We start from the raw sequence: 20,565 nt of genomic DNA, 5'->3' as shown, positions 1-20,565 counted from the left end.
GGGCGATCAGATCTGATGGCAAGGAAGCGAAGAAACAAATCTGAAATTTCTGGGGTGGCTATCCTCGGAGCCCTGTTCTTGGGAGCGATTGCCTCCATCCCCAAAGAGGCATGGATTGCTCTTGCTGGAGTCGGGGTTATCGGCTTCGGCGTATGGCTGATAGTAAAAGCCAATAGCAACTCACCCAAAAACGTCGCCCCGCAGCCTCATCCACAGCACCGCGCGCCATCTTCGCGAACTCAGTCGCGAACGGCAGAGATTGATCAAAACCATGGCCTGGTGTTTTCTCTGGACGAGGTCGAGATTCAAGATCATGCCTATACAGGTCGCTCTCAGAAGTTGGTGCCTGCTGCGGATGAGCATGTAAGAAAGCAAGTGGAGTCAGAACTTTTCACGGTTACCCTCGAGGTCTCGAAGCCATCCTCATATCGCCTGCCGAGTGCGCCGGCGACACTGATGGATGAAAAGGTCCGCTGGATTCCGGCCGGTGAGCTCGTTGAGGTAGCCGGAGAAAAGATTCCAGGCGGCATGATCTATGTCGGTACCGGGCGAGCTGATCGTTATGCTGCACCCGAGCCATCTTTGATCAACCCCAAGCTCAAGGTTGCACGTGGTGTTGTCGACATCGCCGAGCGGCTGACTGGCTACTGGTCCAGTTACGACTCGATTTCCGCCGAGGCGCGGCGCGCCTACTTGCAATGGCTGTCCAGTGGGCGGAAAGCACCTCATGCCAATATCGGCTACGTATTCCTGTTCTTCTACGGTCTTGAGCGGCGAGTATTCGTTGATGCGAAGAGCGATCCCAATGCCGCCTCCGAAATCGCCAGCATCGTGTCGGAAGTCGAGCGCCTTCTTGTCATCTATGGGGGGAGCGGTTCATTCAGCAACTACGCCGGTCGGTTTCTCGCGTTTCTGCGCATGGGTGAGACCCCGCCGAGAAGTTATTTGGCACCGCCTCCGGAGAATCAGGCTTACGGTTATGAAATGCCCATTGAATTGCGTATTGGCCTGGGGCAGCTAGCTACCGACAAGCAGCGTGTGCCTGCCACATGGGCCTTGTCCTGGGCGCTGGCGGATCACAGTATTGGCAAACGGACGCCTGTGAGCCGTTGCCAGGACGCCTTCGCTGCGTTGTTCAAGATCAAGTATGAGCAGCTTCATGGCGACGGCATGGTTCTGCCGCTGAACAAGACCAGGTTGAAGTTGCAGTACAACGCAGCGTCGGCTGCCTTGCCGGCTCAAACTCTCGAGGGGTTCGGTGATATCCCCGACGTAACAGCAACTTCAACACCCCGTAAAAAACTTCAGCAGATAGTCGACGAATGCACGACGGAGCTGGAGCCCTACAGCCGATACCTAGGTCGTAATCCCGATACCCCCGATGCTTTGGAAGGCTTGCTGCAGCTTCCCATCATGCTGTGGCCGGCGGCTGCGCGTGCCGAGTTGGATGCGCTGAAGCAGCGCATAGGCGACGGCATGGTGGTCATGAGTTTTGGCGAACTGGCGGGGCGACTGAGAAGTGCCGGTGCCCTTTCGCGGGACAAGGTGATCGCGCTGGCGCGCGCGTTGGAGTCATTGCATATCGGCATTGAGCCGGATGTATTAGCCGGCAGCAAAACACCTAAGGCGGAAGATACCGTAGCGCTGTTTGCCACCCAGATAGAAGACGGGGATCTACGAGCATCTCCCGCTTACAATGCTGCCTCGGTCACCTTGGATCTAGCCAGTGCCGTTGCGGCGGCGGATGGCGACACATCTCCAGAAGAGATCATGCTGCTGTCCCGTCACGTCGATTCCTGGAACCACTTGAGTGGGGCACATCGCAAGCGCCTGAAGGCCCATCTCCGTCTACAGCTCAACCAGCCGCCGACCTTGCAAAGCCTGAAGAAAAAGCTGGAGCCGTTGGCCAGTTCGGCGAAGAGAACCGTGGCGGCGTTCCTTGCCCACTTAGCTCAAGCCGATGGCGAGGTCAGCCCTGCGGAAGTGAAGTTGCTTGAGCGTGTCTACAAGGCTCTGCAACTGGATTCCCAGCTCCTATACGGCGACCTCCATGTGGCAGCTAGTGGCGCGTCGACGAGCACTGCTCCTACGGTTGCGTCGATACCACCTTCCTTCGCATCGCCAGCATCGGTGACTGGCTTCGCGCTGGATCATGATCGGATTGCCCAACTGCAACGTGAAACCGAGCAGGTGTCGGCGTTACTGGCCCAAGTTTTCGTGGATGAGCAAATCGTCGAGCCTGAGGAACCCGATAACAGTGGCGCTCTGGATGACACTAGCAGCATCTGTGGGCTGGATGCTGATCACTCGGCCTTCCTTCGCTTGCTTGTCTCTCGGATGGAATGGTCACGAGAGGAGTTGGAAGCGGTGGCCAGCGATATGGATCTCATGCTCGATGGCGCGCTTGAGCACATCAACGACATGGCCTTCGAGCATTTCGATATGCCTATTACCGAAGGTGAAGATCCCCTCGAGATCAATCCTGACATCATGGGAAAACTACCGTTATGAGCAGCATCAGAGCCAAAGATCGCGATGCGGTTATTCAGTCCCTTCGTGCGGGAGTCGTTCCGCGGGCAGGTCAACACCTGATCCAGGTGGGTAGGGTTGGTGAGCTGGAAGCGCTCATTCGTGATGTCGAGCGCTTGACCGAGAGCGGTTCAGCGTTTCGAGTTGTGATTGGTGAGTACGGCGCGGGAAAGACCTTTTTCCTGAATCTTGTGCGCTCCATTGCGATGGAGCGCAAGCTCGTGACCATGCATGCGGATTTGAATCCCGATCGCCGGCTCCATGCCTCTGGTGGCCAGGCTCGCTCGCTTTATGCTGAGCTGGCGAAAAACATGTCCACGCGTACAAAGCCTGATGGCGGAGCCTTGCAGGGCATTGTCGAAAGGTTTATTTCCCAGGCCAAGAGCGAGGCCAAGGCGTCCGGTAAGGACAGCGAGGCGGTGATACGCGAACAATTGGGCCAATTGACCGAGATGGTCAACGGCTATGATTTCGCTGATGTGATCGCGGCCTATTGCAAGGGCTTCGAGGAGGGCAACGAGCAGCTCAAGGCCGACGCCATCCGCTGGTTGCGGGGTGAGTTCACCACCAAAACCGACGCGCGTGCTGCCTTGGGGGTACGCACAGTCATCGACGATGCTTCCGTCTATGATCAGCTCAAACTCCTGGCTCGGTTTGTCCGCTTGGCAGGCTTTGAGGGGTTGATGGTTTGCCTGGATGAGCTGGTCAATCTCTATAAGCTAGCTAATACCCAGGCACGTAACGCCAACTACGAACAGATCCTGCGCATCCTCAACGACTCCTTGCAGGGTTCTGCCGAAGGCCTTGGATTCGTGCTCGGAGGCACCCCCGAATTCCTGATGGATACCCGCCGCGGCTTGTACAGCTATCCGGCCTTGCAGTCGCGTCTGGCCGAAAACAGTTTCGCCAAGTCTGGGTTGGTGGACCTGTCAGGACCGGTCATCCGCCTGGCGAGCCTGACACCCGAAGACTTCTATGTGCTTCTCCAGAAGCTGCGCCATGTCTACGCCTCGGGCGACAGCGCACGCTACCTCCTGCCTGACGAGGCGCTGCCTTTGTTCATGGCGCATTGCAACCAACGGTTGGGGGATGCCTATTTCCGTACACCCCGCACAACTATCACTGCATTCATCAACTTGCTGGCCGTGCTGGAGCAGAACCCGGGCGCGGACTGGAGACATTTGTTGGGGGCTGTGGAGCTGAGCCCGGATAGAGGCGGCGAGGCCGATACTCAAGTAAATGCCGACGATGAACTTGCAACCTTCCAGCTCTGAGTCGGAGGGCTTTAGCCTTCTTGACTCCCGAATTCAGCGCTGGATCTGGATGGAAGGCTGGACCTCACTACGTGATGCCCAGGAGCGGGCCATCCCCGCACTACTCGGTGCTGATCAGGACGTCATCATCGCCGCGGCGACGGCGGCCGGTAAAACCGAGGCCGCATTCCTACCCATTCTGACGAACCTGCTGAAGCAGCAGGAACCGCCAGGCTCAGTGCTTTACATCAGTCCGCTCAAGGCACTGATCAATGACCAATGGGAGCGATTGAGCACGCTATGCGACGAACTCGAGATTCCCGTCATTGCCTGGCACGGCGATATCTCGTCGAGCCGCAAGCACCGCTTTCTCAAGTCCCCCGAAGGCGTGCTGTTGATCACACCAGAGTCTCTTGAGGCCCTGTTCGTTAACCGGGGGACGAGCCTGCCCGGAATTTTCGCGAACCTGCGCTACCTCGTGATCGATGAGCTGCATGCCTTTATCGGCAGTGAGCGAGGCAAGCAACTGCAGTCCTTGATGCATCGGGTGGAGCAGGTGATCGGACGCCCTCTCCCGAGAATAGGTTTGTCAGCCACATTGGGCGACATGATGCTGGCTGCTACCTTCTTGCGCCCAGCTTCCCCGAGCAAGGTGACGGTGATCGAATCGAAAGGTTCGGGGCAAATTCTGAAAGTTCAGATCAGGGGCTTTCAGGAACCAGAGAAAGGCACACCCCAACAGCCCGAAAAGGAGGAGAGCCCAGAAGACGAATCGGATTCAGATCACACAATTGCCGAGCACCTCTTCCAGGTGCTGCGGGGAAGCAACAACTTGGTGTTCCCTAACAGCAGGACTCAAGTCGAATGGTTTGCTGATCAGCTACGGCGTCGCTGCGAGCAAGACGGTGTACCTAATGAGTTCTGGCCACATCATGGCAGCCTGTCGAAAGATATCAGGGAAGATACCGAGCGGGCCCTCAAAGCGGGAGACCGACCGGCGACGGCGATCTGTACCACCACGCTGGAACTGGGCATCGACATTGGCAGCATCAGAACCGTTGTGCAGATAGGTCCGCCGCCTTCAGTTGCCAGTTTGCGCCAACGTCTTGGACGCTCCGGACGTCGCCCAGGAGAGGCAGCCATCCTGCGTGGATACTGCAAGGAGCGTCGATTGACGGATGACTCTCCAATATCAGATCGCTTGCGCCAAGGATTGGTACAAAGCATCGCGATGATCCGGCTACTGATGAGGGGATGGTTTGAACCGCCAAGAGCGCAGGGCCTGCATTTGTCGACTCTGGTGCAACAATGCCTCTCGGTGATTGCGCAACGAGGTGGTGCCACTGCGGCTGAGTTATGGGGAACGCTAGTACGCAATGGCCCTTTCTTGGCTGTCGAGCAGGACAGCTTTCTGAACCTCCTGCGTGCTTTGGGTGAGCGAGATCTGATCGTTCAGGAGCCTGCCGGGCTCCTGCTGCCTGGTGAGTTAGGTGAGCGGCTGGTCAACCACTACGACTTCTACAGTGCATTCACTAGTAATGAAGAATTCCGAGTTATTTGCGATGGAAGACCCCTTGGGGCCCTGCCTGTCTCGCGACCACTGAGTGCTGAGCAGCGCATCATCTTCGCCGGGCGTCGTTGGCAGGTGATTAACGTTGATACGGAAGGCAAGGTGATTGTCGTCAAACCCTCCCCGGGAGGTGCCCCTCCAGCTTTTGATGGTCTGGCTGCTCGAGTTCACGACAATGTTCGGCAGGAGATGAAAAACGTCCTGCAGGAAGAGGAGCCTTATCCCTACCTTGATCCAGTGGCACAGAGGCTGCTGATGGAGGCGCGGCAAAGCTTTGCTGATCTTGAGTTGGGCCACCAGAGCTTTATTGAGAGCGGAGGAAGAACCTGTCTCTTCATCTGGCAGGGCGATTGGACCAACGACGCCTTGGCCGTTCTTCTGGAGTACGTCGGTTTGCCCACTGAGAACTCAGGGCTAGTCATCGAAGTGCAGGGGGGAGTGGCGTTGCTTGAAAGCAAGCTTCGAGAGGTTGCTGCTTTGAAGGAGCTTAAGGCGAGTACGGTCCTCCAGAATGTGCAGAATATGATCAGGGAGAAGTGGGACTGGGCGCTACCTCCTGAACTGCTCATGCAGTCTTTCGCTACGATGTATCTCGATCTGGAAAAAGCACAGCAGACCGCAGCTCACCTGAGTGGCTTGGAGGATACTGCTTCTCTCTCGTGATTCCACCTGCCAGCGTTCGGCGCAGTCGTGCCAAGCGTAAGGTGGCCTCTACTTTCTTGCCTGTTGCCGCTGACCGAAAACAGACCATGGTGTCCGGGGTAATCCGTTGCTGGCCTGCAGCAGCGTCAGCGCATGCCGGTATTGGTGCGGCCGCCACTGAGCTGATGCAGGTGAGGTGGTCGACCTTGAGCGGGTCGCGGATGCAGTCGTCTCCTGGGGCAGGCCGGCGTCAGTCGGCGAGGAAGGCCGGTGCGGTCTGGATACGGTGTGTACGCGAACGAGGGGGCGGTGCAAACAGAAGAAGCCCCCGCGAGCGGGGGCTGTGGTGGGGGAGAGTCAGCTGTCGCCTGACGTCGGCGGTACTGGCTTGAGGGACAGGTGTGTGGCGGTAGCGGACAGCTCCAAGTCGTCCTCGCTGTTCAGGATGCGGGTGAACACCGTGGATTTCGGGTTGAAGTATTCGCCGAAGTCGTCGCCACCAAGCTCGGTGCGGGCCAGTTCCCACCAGTCGTCGAATGGGTCGACGTCAGGGTTGCAGCCGACAGCGTAGGCGAGCAGCTTCTGGCGTCCGTCCTCGGGACGGCGGTCGCCGCGTTCGGCAAGGAAGTACACGCCCTGGTCTTTGGCCAGGACCACACGGCACTGGTTGGCAACCGCTTCGGCAAGCACGGGACGCAGTTCTGCGCCTTTGAATCGAAGGGACATGGTTGATCTCCTGCTGCTCAGTGACGGACAGGTTTGGAGCCAGACAGGCACTGAACGTGGATGCGTCGCCAGCTTCCATCGTCGATCAGTCGCTCCAGCGTTTCCCCGAGCGAGTCGAAGAACACCTCAGCGACACGTTCGACGAGTTCCCCGTCGCGTCTCAGCTCGATCGCATAGAGATCATCGGCACGTTCGTACAGCAGGGTGACCTGACCCTGGAACTTCGCGGTCGCAACGGTGAAGCTGATTGCCGGAGGCGTCTTGATGATGTCGCTGGGCAGCGGGTCGACGAAGGAGAAGTCCCGTGCGCCGGCATCCACCAGCAAGTGGGTCACGCGGCGGAATCCGTCCGGCGCTGGCAACTGTTCAAGCTGATTGATGAGTTCCTGCAACTCCGGGCAGCGTGGTTGCGGGATCGGCAGCTTGGCCGGTGCTGAACCGAGGATGTGCGTTTGCACCGTATAGGGCGTTCCGTCTGCGGTGTACTCGGTGCGTTCTTCCGGCGTGTCCGCGCGCAGACCGTCGAAACGGCGCCGGACATACGGCTGGACCTGCACCTTGGCGCCTTCAACAGGCACTTCGGTCAGCAGTGAGCGATCGAGCACGGCGAATTCGGCTCGGCCGATCTTGACGATGATGGCTTCGCCGGTGTCGGCGATCACCTTGCCCTCGAACGGTTTCGGGTCGATGTGGAAGCCCCACGTCGAGACCTTGGGTTGGCCGTCGAAGATATTGAACTTGAACGAGCGGACATTGCGGGGTACATGACCGGCAACCAGAACGGGCATTTGTGCGCGGATGGCTTGGGTATCCATGGGAGACTCCTTGATGAAAAAGGGACTCCCGCCCGCAAGGGAGGATGTCCCTTGTGGGGTGGGTGGATGGCGCGACATGCGCGGGAGTAACAGAGCAACCAGTGCGATGAGCCGCACCGCAGCCTCGAAGGTCTCGGCTGCCTGGGCATGCTGCCGGCTACGCCAGCGGACATGAGGACAGCGTGGGGTACGTGTCGGCGTCAGTCGTCCGGAAATCGGTAACGCGCCACTACCGGGTTCGACAAATAAGAAGAGCCCCACATCGGGGTTCAAAGGGTTATTCGTCGTAAAGCATCAGTCCGTCCAGCTCCGGCGCATCGGCATCGAACATGAGCATTCGCGCATCAGCCAGTGCGGCCAGGTGAAGAACCTCGACGAGGGATTGCGGTACGCCCTTGCTCAAGTGTTCCTGCCGCAACTGCTCGGCGGAGATGCCTTCGACGTATTCCAGATTGGTGTCCGTCCAGGGCGTGGCGATCAGCTTCACGCCGAGCGCAGGACTGCACGGAATGTGAAAGGCGACAAACAGGAACCCGGTTGGCGTGGCGATGTCCGCCAGTTCTTCCAGGTAGCGATTCGCATCCTCCGTGATATGTGCGGTGCTGATCTCCCAGCAGCGACTGTAGTGGCCGGTCTCGAAGCGAAGCCGCCGCACGACTTCACGCGCGGCGTCTTCGGCGTAGGTGTCACCGGCATGGACAGGTTGGCCGAAGTCGTCGCCGTTGACGGCATAGACTACGGTTCGGACCACGCCTAGGCTCTGGTACTGTGCGTCCAGGTCGTCAGGTATTTCCTGCCCCTCAGTGATCAGCGCGTAGTCGTCGTTGAAGATGCAGGGGAAACGTGCGACCTCATCGTCAGGCAGATGTGCTTGGCTGGGATGCAGTGGACGCCAGGCCGGCGGGCAGTCGTCTTCGTAGGTGATGAACAGGCTGCGGCTGATGTGCAGATTCTGGTAACCGCGGAGGAAGGGGTTGGGATGACGGGGCATGTTGTCGCTCCTATAGAAATGGAGGGACATGGCCCCAAGGGACGCATGTCCCTCGTGGGGTGTGAGAAAAATGGCGGGGGAGGCCGACTCACCAGCCGTGGTAGTGGAGCAGCAAGTCGGCGATGACCTTGCGGCGTTCGAGATCGAGACCGCCGAGATCGGCAAGCCCCTCGAACTGGCAGCGTTTGAGCAGCGCGCCGCCTTCATCGGCGTTGTAAAAGCTGACCATGGCGGACAGAAACATCCGCTGGCCGCTGCTCAGAACACCCAGGGTGTCGTTGAGCCTCGGCACATTCGGCCGTAGCTCCCACTTGCTCTTGGCTTGCTGCAGCCCTGCGTGGGTGCCATCGCCGAACCACTCGACACCGGCGATTTGGATGCCTCGTTTCCAGGCTTCCAAAAAGGCTGCAGGCGCATTGTCGAAGTGCAGGATCTCCCGCGCGATCTGATCAAGTACGTCTTGGGGTAAAGACTGGTTCATGACGTTCTCCCGATGGGTAGGGTTCAGGGATGGAGGCGCTGTTGCCAGCACCCTGTTGTCAGGGCCTGGTCGGCAGCCTGATACGAGCGGAAGTACTCGACGGGCTCGCGCGAGACCGGGCCGTTTTCGTCGGCGGTGCCGATGAAGTAGCCGGCGGCGCTGTGGCGTACCTGCAGGGGCAGGCTTTTCCCCACGTAGGTCAGGGCCAGATAACCGATGGATTCGGCTCGGGCCTGGGTAGCGCTGGGCGACACGGAAGGTGCATGGGACATGGAAGAACCTCCTCGCTGGAGTGGAGCAAGGCACCGACGCCTTGCAGGCGCTCGTCCGCACGGTGGTGCGAAGCGGACTGGTCGGATCAGCGCGGGGGATTCCGCGGTGCAGCCAGGGACCCGTGCTGCGGGCATGGTGCCGACCGAGGCCGACGACGCATGCAGAGCAGCATCGAGTTGCGTGGGGGCGTGAGTCAGCGGGAAATGGGAAACCGGCGACCTCCCGATTGAGGGAGGGGAAGGTCAGAAGGTGCATTCGTTTATGGGCTCGACGAGGATTCGTCGAGCCGGCGATTTCGGGCAAGCAGGAGAAAGGTGCCGAAGGCCTGGGCCTTCGGCTGTCGAGGAAGACACCACCTGTGAGCTGATGCAGGGATTGGCCGTCGTCAAAGCCACCCGCTGTCGCAGCGATTGCACTCGACCCTTGTCGTGGCTGGGGTCGACATCCTTTGGCACGCATCCGCGTACAAAAGGAACCCGTTGTTCCGCCGGTGGGCGCCGGCACTGAATACCGTTCGACCCGAGGGGTCTCCTGGGGGCTCGTCCGGTCATCGAGACAAGACACCAGGGGACCCTTCGGGACCGCGGAAACAAGCCGAACAGGGTGTCCGTGCAATACGGACTGCAGATCAGTCTGCCTTCACGTCTGACCGGCAAAACGCCGGCGACGGGCACACGTTGCAGAAGGATGGTGCGTGCTGGGTTCCCCGCAGGCGCGAGGTATGCGCATCAACCGTGGTCGATACGATGGGGGAGATGGGCAGCGACCTATTTTGGGATCTGTCGCGGCTTGCGTGTCGCGCTGGCTTGCTGGATGGGCAGGGTGCCTTTGCACTCGGGATAGCTGCGGCAGGACCAGAAGGGACCGGTCTTGCCGGTGCGTTGCCATGTGGCACTGCCACACAGCGGGCAGGCGGGTCCCTCGGGTAGCTTGATGGACAGGGTGGCACCGCGATACTGCTGCACGAGCTGGGTGATCCAGGCGGATTGTTTTTCGACAAAGGTGTCCAGCGTCATGCTGCCAGCTTCGATCATGTCCAGGGCCTGTTCCCAGACTGCGGTGGTGCCGGGATCGGTGATGGCCGTTGGCACTGCATCGATGAGTGTGCAAGCGGCTTCGGAGGCGCGGATGGCGCGTCCTTTCTTGATCAGGTAGCCGCGGTCGAGCAGGCCTTTGATGATGCTGGCGCGTGTCGCCTCGGTACCGATGCCCGTGGTCTCTTTCAGCTTCTGTTTCAAGCGCGGATCGGTGACCAAGCGGGCCACGCCTTTCATGGCCTTGACCAGATCGCCCTGGGTGTAGGGTTTGGCCGGCAGCGTCTTGAGGGCTTTCAGATCGACCTGGCCGACCTGGCAGGACAGTCCTTCGCGCAGGGCTGGCAATACCTGGCTGCGCGGTGCCGATTCGCTGTCCACGTCGTCCGCTGGCGGCACGGCCAGCACTTGGTGCCAGCCGGAGACGATCACCTGCTTGCCGATGGCTTGCAGATTCTGGCCGCCGCACAGCAAATGCGCGGTCGTGCGGTCGAACTCGTGATGTGGCAGGAACTGCGCGAGGTAGTGCGCGCGGATCAGCCTATAGACTGCCAGCTCCTTCTCCGACATGGCGGAGAGCTTTGCTGGTTCCAACGTGGGGATGATGCCGTGGTGCGCCGTTACCTTGCTGTCGTTCCAGGCGCGTGAGCGCTGGGTACGGTCGAGCTGGTCCATGAGCGGACGCAGGCTGGGATCGGTGGCGAGCACGGCATCGAGCACGGCCGGCACCTCGGCGGACATGCTTTCGGGCAGGTAACCCGAATCCGAACGCGGGTATGTCGTGGCTTTGTGCGTCTCGTACAAGGACTGTGCGATGTCCAGCGTCTCCTGCACGTCCAGCCCGAGTCGCCGAGAGCACAGCTCCTGAAGCGTACCCAGGTCGAATGGCAGCGGCGGGCCTTCGCGCACACGTTCCGTCTCGACCGACATTACCTGGGCGCTGCCGGCAGCGCGCATGCGATCGACTGCTTGCTGTGCCACCAACTGCTGCAGGCAGCGGCCGGCGTCATCGGTGCAACCGTCCGGTGCGATCCAGTTGGCGAGGAAGGATTGCCCGCCCGCCGATAGCGCGACCTCGACGGCCCAAAACGGCACGGAAACGAAGCGGGCGATCTCGCGGTCGCGGGCGACCACCAGTGCCAGTGTCGGTGTTTGCACCCGGCCGACCGAGAGCACGCCGTCGTAGCCGGCTTGACGCCCGAGCACGGTAAACAACCGGCTCAGGTTCATGCCGATCAACCAGTCCGCTCGGGATCGAGCGAGCGCCGCATAGTACAGCGGCAGCGTCTCGTTCGACGGCTTCAGCGCGCTCAGCGCCTTGCGAATACTCGCGTCGTTGAGCGCCGACAGCCACAGCCGTTGGATCGACCCGCGATAGCCGCACAGGTCGATGATCTCGCGAGCAATCATCTCGCCCTCGCGATCTGCATCGGTGGCGATCACCAGCTCGCTGGCCTGGCCGACGAGCTGTTTGACGGTCTTGAGTTGCGCGGCGGTTGTGGCCTTCGGCTCGACGCGCCAGCGCTCGGGAATGATGGGAAGCTGCTCGATGGACCAGCGCTTGTACTGTTCGCCGTAGGCCTCCGGTGGTGCTGCTTCGATCAGATGACCGATGCACCAGGTCACCACGGTGCCCGCTCCGCTGTAGCAGCCGCTGCCGCGTTGGCCGGCACCCAGCACACGGGCGATGTCTTTACCCTGGGATGGCTTCTCGCAGAGGAACAGGCGCATACAGTCTCCGGGGGATGGTCATCGAGTGAGCCTCAGCATGGCCATCCGCGGCATCGGCGGCAGCAAATAACATGGGAGCGGCCGCTCCCCAGTTGTGCGGTGGCAGGTGTCTTTCCAGCGATGTGTGAACAGGGCCGGTGTTGCCCAATCACCAGCAGCTTCGTTCACTGCGGCACCGGACCTCAGTGGAACTCCATGGAACTATCCCCTGGGGATAGTTCCACCGAGGTCTTGTGCAGTATCACTCGGCCGGCTGGGCTGGCTCGCTGGCCTGTTTCGGGCTCAGCGTTACCGCATCGAGTCGGTAAGGCAGGATGCCGACACGGCGGGCCTCGATCTTGAAGGTCACGCGCTCGTTCTCGTCGGCATCCTCCCATTCATCGCGCACCGTGCGACCTTCCACCAGCACGCGCATGCCTTTCTGATACAGCGTTTGCCAGTGCTCGGCCTCGCGGTGCCACAACTCCACGGGTGCCCAGTAGCCACCGCGATCTTCGAAGCCATCCTTGGTCGGAACCGGATTGTCGAAATACACGTTCAAGCGCAACAACCGCCTGGGTTCGTCGTTGCCGCTTGGAAACTCCCTGAACTCCGGCGTTGACCCGATGTTGCCTTCGCCAACAAAGTGCGTGCTCATAGTGACTCCTTGGAACAGGTGGTGCGGATGGACGCAGCGTTTCCGTGGACACGCTGCAGGTAAGTCGATTCGGCCTGGGCCAGCTTGCTGGCGCATTCGTGAGCCTGACGACCCAACGTGTGCAGCAGGCTGATTTGCATGTTGAGGACGATGCGCTGGACCTCCATGGCGTGGAGGTCATCGATCAGGGTGTCAGGCGTGGTGGCGCTGCTGATCAGCGTCTGCCACAGCGCCACGCCCATGGCTGAGCGATCAGGTTTGCGCCAGCGCAGAAACGTTGTACCTGCGCCAGTGGTCTGCTGGGCCAGCTCCACGGGCAGCAGGCGGAAGGGGTAGGCATTCGCCTGCGCCAGGACGCGTCGCTGCGCCAGCTCGATCAAACCGTCGCGCAGGGCATGGCACTGGCTGGCCCACTCGGTAAGCGTCCCCTTACCTTTAAAAGGCTTCAAAAGGCCTTTTAGAGAGGCTGCGTGTTCCAAGCGCTGGAAGTCAGCCTGTTCCAGGGGGTAAAAGCGGCGGGTTGCCGCAGAGGCCGGATTAGAAATCATGCTGGTGCCTCCTCGTTATCGCCGGACGCGGTCAGGGTGATGTCGGCGCTTTCAGCCAGGACGTCGTCGTCGCTGGCGTCCGCTGCTCATTGGTTTGCAGACGCTAGCGCCGAGCGACGGATGATCGGCGGTGCGTAGCGGGAGCGCAGAGTGCCTTCGAGCACGTCCTGAGGCAGTTCGCCGAGTTTCTCGATGGCCGCCCTGGCTGCGGCATTCCTGGCGGCAAAGTCATCCCGGGTGCAGCCCGAGAAGCGATATTGCTGCACAAGCGAGAACAGGCTGCGCAGCGCGTGGGCGCCTTCGTTGAGCCAGCGTTCGAGCGTGCTGCGATCAATCAGCGCGGTGTGGTGGGCCAGGATCAGTTTGCGCGCCAGGTCGTCGTAGTCAGCCAGCAGGTACACCGCGAGGAAGCCGAGCTGCGCGTTGACGAACAGCGGCAGCTTTACCGGCTGCACGTTCATGTTCTCGCCCAGCGACAGCGCTGGCGGCACGTCGGCCAGGGCCTGGTCAACCTGTTCACGCAAGGCCAGCAAGGTGTCCTTGGTCTGCGTCAGCTTTTCCTCGATTCTCAGCATCCACCAGTCCGAGTAAGGGTCGTCCTGCTCGGCGCCGCGCTTGATCTTGTTGGCGATGGCGATGAAGCCGTTCAAGCCGACGATGCCGGGTTTCCCGTCGCCGGCCGCTCGACCGTGCCAGATGCGTGAGGCGTGATGGGTGTGCAGCGTCAGCGACATGGCGCTGCGCAGCGATCCGAGGTTCAGTTGCAAGGCGTTGTCGGTGGCCATGGGGGCGACTCGCGGTGGAGGAACGAGTCGCCAGCTTGGACAGCGGACGGAAGGCGGTCAGTCAACAAACCGCACCCGATGCCTGCCCGGTTTGTTGATAGTGGAAGGCTGTGTGTTGCAACTATCCCCAGGGGATAGCTCCATGGAGATCCAGTCTGTCAGCCTGGCGCGACGATGGGAGGTGCCTGCTTGGTGCAAGCTGGGAAGGCTGCCTGTTACAACTATCCCCTGGGGATAGCGCCAGGGTGATCCAGGGACGTTTCCCCAGCCGTCATTTCTGGTTCAGCAGGGCGTGCAGATGGGCGAGGTGTGCCTGGACGACCTCGGGGTTCGCCGGTCGAGGATTGGTTGCGGGTGGCGGATCGGTAGCGACGGCGTTGCGCTGTCCCTGTCCAGCCCATGCTTTGAATTCGCCGCGAATAGCGGCCTGGATGATGCCGAACAGATAGCCGGCGGGTTTGCGCACCTCGCTGCTGCGACAGCGCGCGGCCCATTCGTCGAGCACGGCTTGCCGCAATTCGGCTTCCACCTGCTGCAGCGCCACCAGGGCGCCGGCCTGTTGTTCATCCTGCAACGCCAAAAAACGCTCGGGCAGTCGAAGACCCTGGGGTTCGCGCGCGCGCAGTACTGTACTTACTAATTTACTGAGTACTTCAGTACGGTCCTGCTTCGGATTCCGAAGAAGGACGGTTTTGCTGGGTTTTTCACCTGCTTCGGAATCCGAAGAGGGCCGTTCGCCATTCCGAAGAAGGGCATTTTCACCTTCTTCGGATTCGTGGCTGGGCTGCTCCTGTGGATAACTTTCCAGGGGACTGACGCCGCCCTGGGCCATACGCTGGGCCAGCACCTGCAGCCGGGTCGGCAACACGCGGCCGCTGAGCAACGGATCTTCGCTGATGTCCTGAATGGTGCGGTAGCCCACCCGTTGAACCGCCTTACTGGCATGATCGAGCGCATGGCTCACCAGCCCCAGGTATTCGGGATCGAGCTGCATGGCTTCGAAGGGCGTGAGCGGTTCGTCGTGCAGGACGTAGAGATTGCCCTGGATGCGCCCGGTCTTGGGGTCGCGCCGACGGCGCACGAGGCTGAGCCAGCGCGTCAGCCGCAGCAGTGTCAGCGCCCGCGCCACGGTTTCGTGCGAAGCTTGCTGCGCACAGGGCGTCGATGCGAGGTAAGGGCGCAGCTGATCGTAGGTGGGAAACGCCGTCACCCCATCGGCGTTGAGCAAGAGCCGGACGATCTGCCAGGCATTGCGTTCCAGCGGGGTCAAACGCCAGTCGAGAAACAGCGCGCGTGGCACGCTTTCATGGCGATTGCCGCTGTAGAGGAAGCCATCGCTGGCCGGGTCGTTGTCCTTGGCGGGTGCCAGGTTCTGCAGGGCGTTGTCGAGCAGCGTCGAAAGAGAGGCGGGGCCTGCCGGCGAGACCATGGGTCACACCAGGCCTTGGTCGACCCAGCTTCCTATCGCCGCCCAGATCACGGACATGGGCAAAGATAGGGCTTCGGCCAGATCCATCGTCAGCGCCAGCATCGCGCTGTCATCGTCCAGCGCGATGCCGCGCTCGGTAATGCCGGATTTCCAGTGTTTCCACAGGGTCGTGTCCTGTTCTTCATTCAGAACCGGATGCCGCCCCCGGCGTTTGGGCAGCCCGATGATGTCGCGGCGCAGGGCTACTTCCTGATGGGTCAGGCCGAAAAACTTGCTGACCATTTCGGTGCTGGCCCCCAGGCGCAACATGCGATCGACCGTGGCGATCTCCCGCTCGATGTCGTTGATCTGGCCGACCACGCGCCAGAGGACGTCCGTATTGACCGTCACTGAACACCAAGGCACCTGGGCATTGGCCAGCAAGCTGACCAGCGCGGGCTGCTTCAGTACATCCAGTTCGCGCTCGCTGAAGCCCATGGACAGGCAACGGCGCAGCTGGCCGTTGCGCAAATCGTGCAAGGCTTGGGCGACGACCGCTTGGTTCAAGGGATGAGGTGCCGACATATGGTTCCCTCCGGCCGGTTTCAGGGGTCGGTCTCATCTGGATTGGCTTCCAGATCTAAAAGCCGGCGTGCCAGTCGGACCAGACGGAACAACTTGACCAAGCCGCTATCACTCAGACGGGGGAGGGCGTCTGCGTCGCTGACACCGCCTCCCAGCAACAGTGCCCCCAGGTTGTCGTCCAGGCGCAGATAGCCCTGATCGGACGCCGCAGTGTGGGGGAGACTCAAAGCGCGTAACAACGCCAACACCACCTGACCGAAGGCAGGGGGCGATGCGCCGTGACGGGGCCGAGTGCAGGTGAACCCTACACCGGTGTTGGCCGTTTCAATGCAGTCGAGCAGTTCGGCTTCCTCGGCGATCTCCTGGGCGAATTGCGCAATGTGGATGCGCAGGCGGTCGGGCGAATCCAGTCCCGGCTCGATGTACCAGACGTCGCTGATCGGAAACAGCCCGCCGGCTTGCACCGGAATGGCCTGCAGCACAGTGTCCGTAAAGGTGGGCAGAGCATCACCGGTATGCTCGGCGACCATGTGTTGGATGGCTTGCAGTCGCTCGGTGTTGTCGGCCGGTGAGACGATATGGCCCTGCAGGCGGGCTTCGGTGTCACCTTCGTCAGGAGCCGCATGTGTCTTCGTAGCCTGCTCCGGTGATGGTGGGGCAGTTGTGTCGTTGGGTGCAGCCCCTGAAACGCTTGCTACGGCGCTATCGTTCCGAGTCGAGGCCGGCGGGGTAGTGTGCGCACTGTCGGTTTTGATGGCGGTGACGACGGGCGCGGCTTCGACTGGCAGCAGTGGCGGGCTGCTTATCGCCCGCTGGCGGTGCTCGGTGCTGTCGACATCCAACACCAGCACGTTGTAGTCGATATCGAGCAGCTCCGACATCTGGCCGATCAGTTCGTCTTGGACGCGGCCGACGGAAAAGGTATCGGACTGTCCATCGAAGGGGACGAGGACGTCGTGGAATAGCGTCTCGAAATCGACGGCCAACGCTTTCCCGCACACATATTTTTCCCACGTGAGTTCGGCGGCCTTGCGCAATACCGCCAGTTTCTCAACCTGGTGCCGCCCGAGCCCGTTGTACAGCACGTTGGGAATGGTGGGTAGCAGGTAGCGCACGGTGTCTTGCATGCGGCTGATGTACGATTGCTGGATCGGGTAGCCGTCAGCGCTGAGGCGGCGGGCGAGTTCGGATTGCGACAGCGGCTTGCCACTTTCTTGTTCGTAGAGCTCGCGGGCCTTTTCAACGCCGAGCGCGCGCTCAACGAAGGTCAGGCCACCGTGCAACTCGTTCTCTGCCAGGTGCCCGGTCAGCGCGATGATTTCGCCGCGTTCGGGCCACGGGCGGTATAGGCAAGGAATACGGAAGAAGCGTTGCGCCTTCGTCTCGGACCATAACTCGCGCAGGATGGCGAGACGGGTATTGCCGCCGTTGCGGATGATGTAGTGGTCGGCACCCGGACGCCGGGTGATCGGCGGCGGGGCATCGAGGCCGCGCTCCCGGATGGAGGCTTTTATTTCGTCGTAGAGCGGGTTGCGCGTCAGGCGTGGATCAAGCTCATAGGGGCGCAACTCGTCGAGCGTGACCACCATCGGGGTGTCGGTGAGCGGATCGCTCAACGCCTGCGCGGCAGGGCCGGAGCGGGAAAACCCCTCGGCCATCAGTTTGCCGGCCATTTCCTGGGGAGTGACATTGGCCATTCCAATCTCCCGGCTAGTTCCGTTCGGCGCGACGCAGCCGTGCCCAGGCGTTTTGGCTTGCCCGGTGATCGCTCGCCGTCGAGCTGGTGAAGATCGGCGGTAGGCCAGGCTTCACGAACTTCATATGTCCCCCTGGCGTGCGGCTGACTTCCCAGCCCTCACTCAGGGCGAACTCAATCAGCGGTAGTAGCCGCTTGTGGCCGCGGCAGAGTTCATGAGCGCTCGACACGTGAACGTCTCCCGCCGGCTCGGCCGGTCACGCCGACAAACTGCTCCTGCCATTGCGGGCAAAGTTCGCTCGCGAGGGCACGCATGGTCTCCAGGGCCGCCGGCGCCTGACGCCCGGTCGGGCGTCGGTATTCGATCCTGTGTACGGGTTGGCTCGCCGTTGCGGCGCGTGGGAAGGCCTCGATGGCGGGCACTTCGGTGCGCAGTATCTGGACCTCGTTGTGCTCACGGAAAATCAGGCGCAGCGTCTGCTGAACCAGTTTTGCGTTCGACGAGATTGCTGGCACGCGGTTGAGCAGCAAGTGCAGTGGCGGCGGTTGGATGCCCAGATAGCGGTATGGGGCAATTGCATCGATAAGCTGCAGCGTGCCTCTCTGCAGCTCCCGGGCTGCCAGAATTTCCGGGGTGATCGGGGAGACCGCCATGTCCGCAGCGAGCATGGCCATCTCCAGCATGACGCTGCGGGCGCCCTGTGTATCGATTAGCACCAGGTCGTAGTGCGGTCGGAACAGCGGCAGCAGGTTGCGCAGGCGCAAGCGTCCATCCGCAGCATGCAGCAGCAGTGTTCCCAGTTGCTGGTGCTCGTCGTTGGACAGCAGCACATCCAGGCCTTGGATGGTTGTGTGCGACACCAGTTGCGCCAGGGTTTGCGCATTGAATGCCAGCAGCTCGTAGATGCCGCCGGCGGCGCGGTGGGTGAGTTCGTAGTAGGACGACAATGTGGGCTGTACATCGAGGTCGACCAGCAGTACCCGCTGACCGGCATCAGCGATGAAGCCGCCCAGATTCGCCGCGACGGTGGTTTTACCTACCCCGCCCTTCGTCGAAATGATCGCGATCACGTGCATGACTCGCTCCTTTTTCGCAGTGGAGCGGTGTCAAGCGCGCTCTTTGAGGCGTTCGCTGATCCAGTCGTCGATTTCGGCAGAGTCCCAGCCGACAGCGCGAACGCCCAAGCGCAAGGCCCTGGGGAACTTACCTTCTTTCATCAAGTTGTAGATGTGTGCGCGCTTGAATCCCGTCTTGGCTTCAACTTCTGCGCGGCGGAGGATACGGCGCTCCGCAGTAGCAATATGCTCAGTGGACATGGTGGTCACTCCTTTACGCTTGGTAGCACTCGTAGGCGTGACACGTAGTAGAAGAGCGTCACTCCGTTGGCGCATCAAACAATCGGATCGTGCTGACCACCGGATTCATCGGAGAGCCATGACATTCGGCTTATCCGATTTTCTACTGATTCGATGGCGTACAGCGTCAAGCTGACCCGTAGGCGTTTCACTATTGGTAGCACCCCGGGGGCATTCAAGATCAAAAAGGAACAGCACTTTTTTGCGTGATTGATGAGTTGATAGATTCGTATCTTTTCGTCATCCAGGTGACAAAAAAAGTCATACGAAGGCGGGAGCTGTTCTCACCTAACTATGGGGATATGACGGCGACGATCTGGCCTGTTTCGCAGTGTGACCTGGCGTGTACTCCGCAGCCAGGAGACTTTTCTAGTCGAGGAACCGCCGAAAAAAGAGGGCCCTGCCAACCAACGACAGGGCACACTTGGCGTTTTGAGAGCAGTCCATCAGCTGTTCGTTGCTTTGCCAATTTGCCGGGCACGAGCGACGAACCGACGCAATTCGTCCGATGGTGGTCTGTCGAGCATGGTTATGAAGGTCGCGGTACTGGGTACATCGTCAGTGATGGGACGGATGATCACATCGGAGTGCCTATACAGGGTGATCTGCGAGGCAAGCCCTACGCCAATGCCGTAGCCGGCAGCCACAAGCATCATCATTGGTTCATGACCTGACACATGCTCGGCAACATTCAATGATGGCAATGCAGGGTCGCAGAACCAACTGCGAATGACATCGTGCCCGCCCGAGCATCGTTCAGGATGGCAGAGAATCAACGGATGTCGGGCCACTTCGTGGAGCGGCACCTTGTCGAGCGCGAGAAGGGGATGGTTTCGGGGGATGGCGATGGCAGGACGATCTGTCCATACCGCCTCTTTGACGATCCCGCTGCTTTGTTCGGTATGTACGGTGAAGCCGGCATCGATCTGGTCGAGACTCAGGCCCTTGACCATCTCGTTGACCGTCATTTCGACGATCCTGATCTCGGTGAGGGGTTCTTCCTCGCGACACCGAGCCAATAATCTGGTCAGTCGAGGCTGGGCAAGGCTATCGGTTAGACCGATGCGCAACCATCCACGATACCCGCGCGCCGCAGCATGCACGCGGGTTCGTGCGCCCTCCATGTGTAAAAGCATACGATGGGCTTCTTCTCGGAAGACTTCACCAGCCCAGGTCAGGCGAATGCGCCCTTGGGTGCGATAGAGCAGGCGGACCCCAAGCTCAGACTCCAGCTCCTTAATCGCACGGGAGAGGGGCGAAGGCTCGATGTGGACTCTGGTTGCGGCCCGCGAGAAGCTCAGCTCTTCGGCGACGACCAGAAAGTAACGTAGGTGACGTATCCTCATAAAACAGCCTCCTTGCTGTGTTGCGATTTGCTCCATAGGGACGGAACGCCGTCATTTAGTCTCGAGCACGGACTGGAGAGTCCATCATTTGAAGATCGCTCATCGAATTTTCTTGGTGATTGCTGGCCCTTGCCTGATCGCTGATAGCGACTGAACCAG

General features: G+C 60.7%; 18 protein-coding genes and 1 pseudogene. 3 read left to right on the top strand and 16 right to left on the bottom strand.

Annotated elements, in window-relative coordinates:
* Nucleotides 1–15: 15 nt before the first annotated feature.
* From PKE98_RS21380 to PKE98_RS21370, 3 genes are read left to right on the top strand one after another with little or no spacing between them, the layout of a single operon-like run.
* Nucleotides 16–2,511 carry a tellurite resistance TerB family protein gene (locus tag PKE98_RS21380; RefSeq protein ID WP_271197416.1) on the top strand — a complete coding sequence of 832 codons (2,496 nt, stop codon included), beginning with the start codon at nucleotides 16–18 and terminating at the stop codon, nucleotides 2,509–2,511.
* Nucleotides 2,508–3,803, top strand: coding sequence for an ATP-binding protein (locus tag PKE98_RS21375; RefSeq protein ID WP_271197415.1), 1,296 nt, complete (start codon nucleotides 2,508–2,510; stop codon nucleotides 3,801–3,803). Before PKE98_RS21380 ends, PKE98_RS21375 begins: the two co-directional genes overlap by 4 nt.
* Nucleotides 3,778–6,015: a DEAD/DEAH box helicase gene (locus PKE98_RS21370; RefSeq protein ID WP_271197425.1), complete on the top strand. Its 2,238-nt coding sequence runs from the start codon at nucleotides 3,778–3,780 to the stop codon at nucleotides 6,013–6,015. The genes PKE98_RS21375 and PKE98_RS21370 overlap by 26 nt, the downstream gene beginning before the upstream one ends.
* 336 nt (nucleotides 6,016–6,351) lie before the next feature.
* On the opposite strand, the gene PKE98_RS21365 is transcribed toward PKE98_RS21370, so the two are convergent.
* The 16 genes and pseudogenes from PKE98_RS21365 to PKE98_RS21290 form a co-directional block, all read right to left on the bottom strand.
* Nucleotides 6,352–6,720, bottom strand: coding sequence for a DUF3085 domain-containing protein (locus PKE98_RS21365; RefSeq protein ID WP_271197414.1), 369 nt, complete (start codon nucleotides 6,718–6,720; stop codon nucleotides 6,352–6,354).
* Nucleotides 6,721–6,737: 17 nt separating this feature from the next.
* Nucleotides 6,738–7,535 (bottom strand): GTPase, encoded by a 798-nt coding sequence (locus PKE98_RS21360; RefSeq protein WP_271197413.1) that lies wholly within the window; start codon nucleotides 7,533–7,535, stop codon nucleotides 6,738–6,740.
* Nucleotides 7,536–7,812: 277 nt separating this feature from the next.
* Entirely contained in the window at nucleotides 7,813–8,526 is a 714-nt protein-coding gene (locus PKE98_RS21355) for a DUF5983 family protein (protein WP_271197412.1), read from the bottom strand.
* Nucleotides 8,527–8,614: 88 nt separating this feature from the next.
* Nucleotides 8,615–9,007 (bottom strand): hypothetical protein, encoded by a 393-nt coding sequence (locus PKE98_RS21350; protein ID WP_271197411.1) that lies wholly within the window; start codon nucleotides 9,005–9,007, stop codon nucleotides 8,615–8,617.
* A 23-nt stretch (nucleotides 9,008–9,030) separates the two neighbouring features.
* Nucleotides 9,031–9,279, bottom strand: a complete 249-nt coding sequence (locus PKE98_RS21345) for a hypothetical protein (RefSeq protein WP_271197410.1) — start codon at nucleotides 9,277–9,279, stop codon at nucleotides 9,031–9,033.
* A gap of 768 nt (nucleotides 9,280–10,047) precedes the next feature.
* Nucleotides 10,048–12,045: a DNA topoisomerase III gene (locus PKE98_RS21340; protein ID WP_271197409.1), complete on the bottom strand. Its 1,998-nt coding sequence runs from the start codon at nucleotides 12,043–12,045 to the stop codon at nucleotides 10,048–10,050.
* 241 nt (nucleotides 12,046–12,286) lie between these two features.
* Nucleotides 12,287–12,682, bottom strand: coding sequence for a single-stranded DNA-binding protein (locus PKE98_RS21335; RefSeq protein ID WP_271197408.1), 396 nt, complete (start codon nucleotides 12,680–12,682; stop codon nucleotides 12,287–12,289).
* Nucleotides 12,679–13,230 (bottom strand): DUF3158 family protein, encoded by a 552-nt coding sequence (locus PKE98_RS21330; protein WP_271197407.1) that lies wholly within the window; start codon nucleotides 13,228–13,230, stop codon nucleotides 12,679–12,681. Before PKE98_RS21330 ends, PKE98_RS21335 begins: the two co-directional genes overlap by 4 nt.
* Nucleotides 13,227–14,015, bottom strand: a pseudogene (locus tag PKE98_RS21325) (PFL_4669 family integrating conjugative element protein). The gene PKE98_RS21330 and the pseudogene PKE98_RS21325 overlap by 4 nt, the downstream one beginning before the upstream one ends.
* Before the next feature lie 271 nt (nucleotides 14,016–14,286).
* Nucleotides 14,287–15,444, bottom strand: coding sequence for an STY4528 family pathogenicity island replication protein (locus tag PKE98_RS21320; RefSeq protein WP_271197405.1), 1,158 nt, complete (start codon nucleotides 15,442–15,444; stop codon nucleotides 14,287–14,289).
* Nucleotides 15,445–15,447: 3 nt separating this feature from the next.
* Complete coding sequence (locus PKE98_RS21315) at nucleotides 15,448–16,008, bottom strand: DUF2857 domain-containing protein (protein WP_271197404.1); 561 nt, start codon at nucleotides 16,006–16,008, stop codon at nucleotides 15,448–15,450.
* Nucleotides 16,009–16,028: 20 nt separating this feature from the next.
* Nucleotides 16,029–17,705: a ParB family protein gene (locus PKE98_RS21310; RefSeq protein ID WP_271197403.1), complete on the bottom strand. Its 1,677-nt coding sequence runs from the start codon at nucleotides 17,703–17,705 to the stop codon at nucleotides 16,029–16,031.
* A 13-nt stretch (nucleotides 17,706–17,718) separates the two neighbouring features.
* Complete coding sequence (locus tag PKE98_RS21305) at nucleotides 17,719–17,934, bottom strand: type II toxin-antitoxin system HicA family toxin (protein ID WP_271197402.1); 216 nt, start codon at nucleotides 17,932–17,934, stop codon at nucleotides 17,719–17,721.
* Nucleotides 17,918–18,781: a ParA family protein gene (locus PKE98_RS21300; RefSeq protein ID WP_271197401.1), complete on the bottom strand. Its 864-nt coding sequence runs from the start codon at nucleotides 18,779–18,781 to the stop codon at nucleotides 17,918–17,920. The genes PKE98_RS21305 and PKE98_RS21300 overlap by 17 nt, the downstream gene beginning before the upstream one ends.
* Before the next feature lie 30 nt (nucleotides 18,782–18,811).
* A complete protein-coding gene (locus tag PKE98_RS21295; protein ID WP_271197400.1) occupies nucleotides 18,812–19,021 on the bottom strand; it encodes an AlpA family transcriptional regulator in 210 nt (69 codons plus the stop codon).
* 485 nt (nucleotides 19,022–19,506) lie between these two features.
* Nucleotides 19,507–20,406, bottom strand: a complete 900-nt coding sequence (locus PKE98_RS21290) for a LysR family transcriptional regulator (protein ID WP_271197399.1) — start codon at nucleotides 20,404–20,406, stop codon at nucleotides 19,507–19,509.
* Nucleotides 20,407–20,565: the final 159 nt, after the last annotated feature.

Origin of the sequence: Pseudomonas turukhanskensis (assembly GCF_027922365.1) — a bacterium.
Taxonomy (GTDB): domain Bacteria; phylum Pseudomonadota; class Gammaproteobacteria; order Pseudomonadales; family Pseudomonadaceae; genus Aquipseudomonas; species Aquipseudomonas turukhanskensis.
This window is presented reverse-complemented; position numbering and strand designations above follow the sequence as displayed.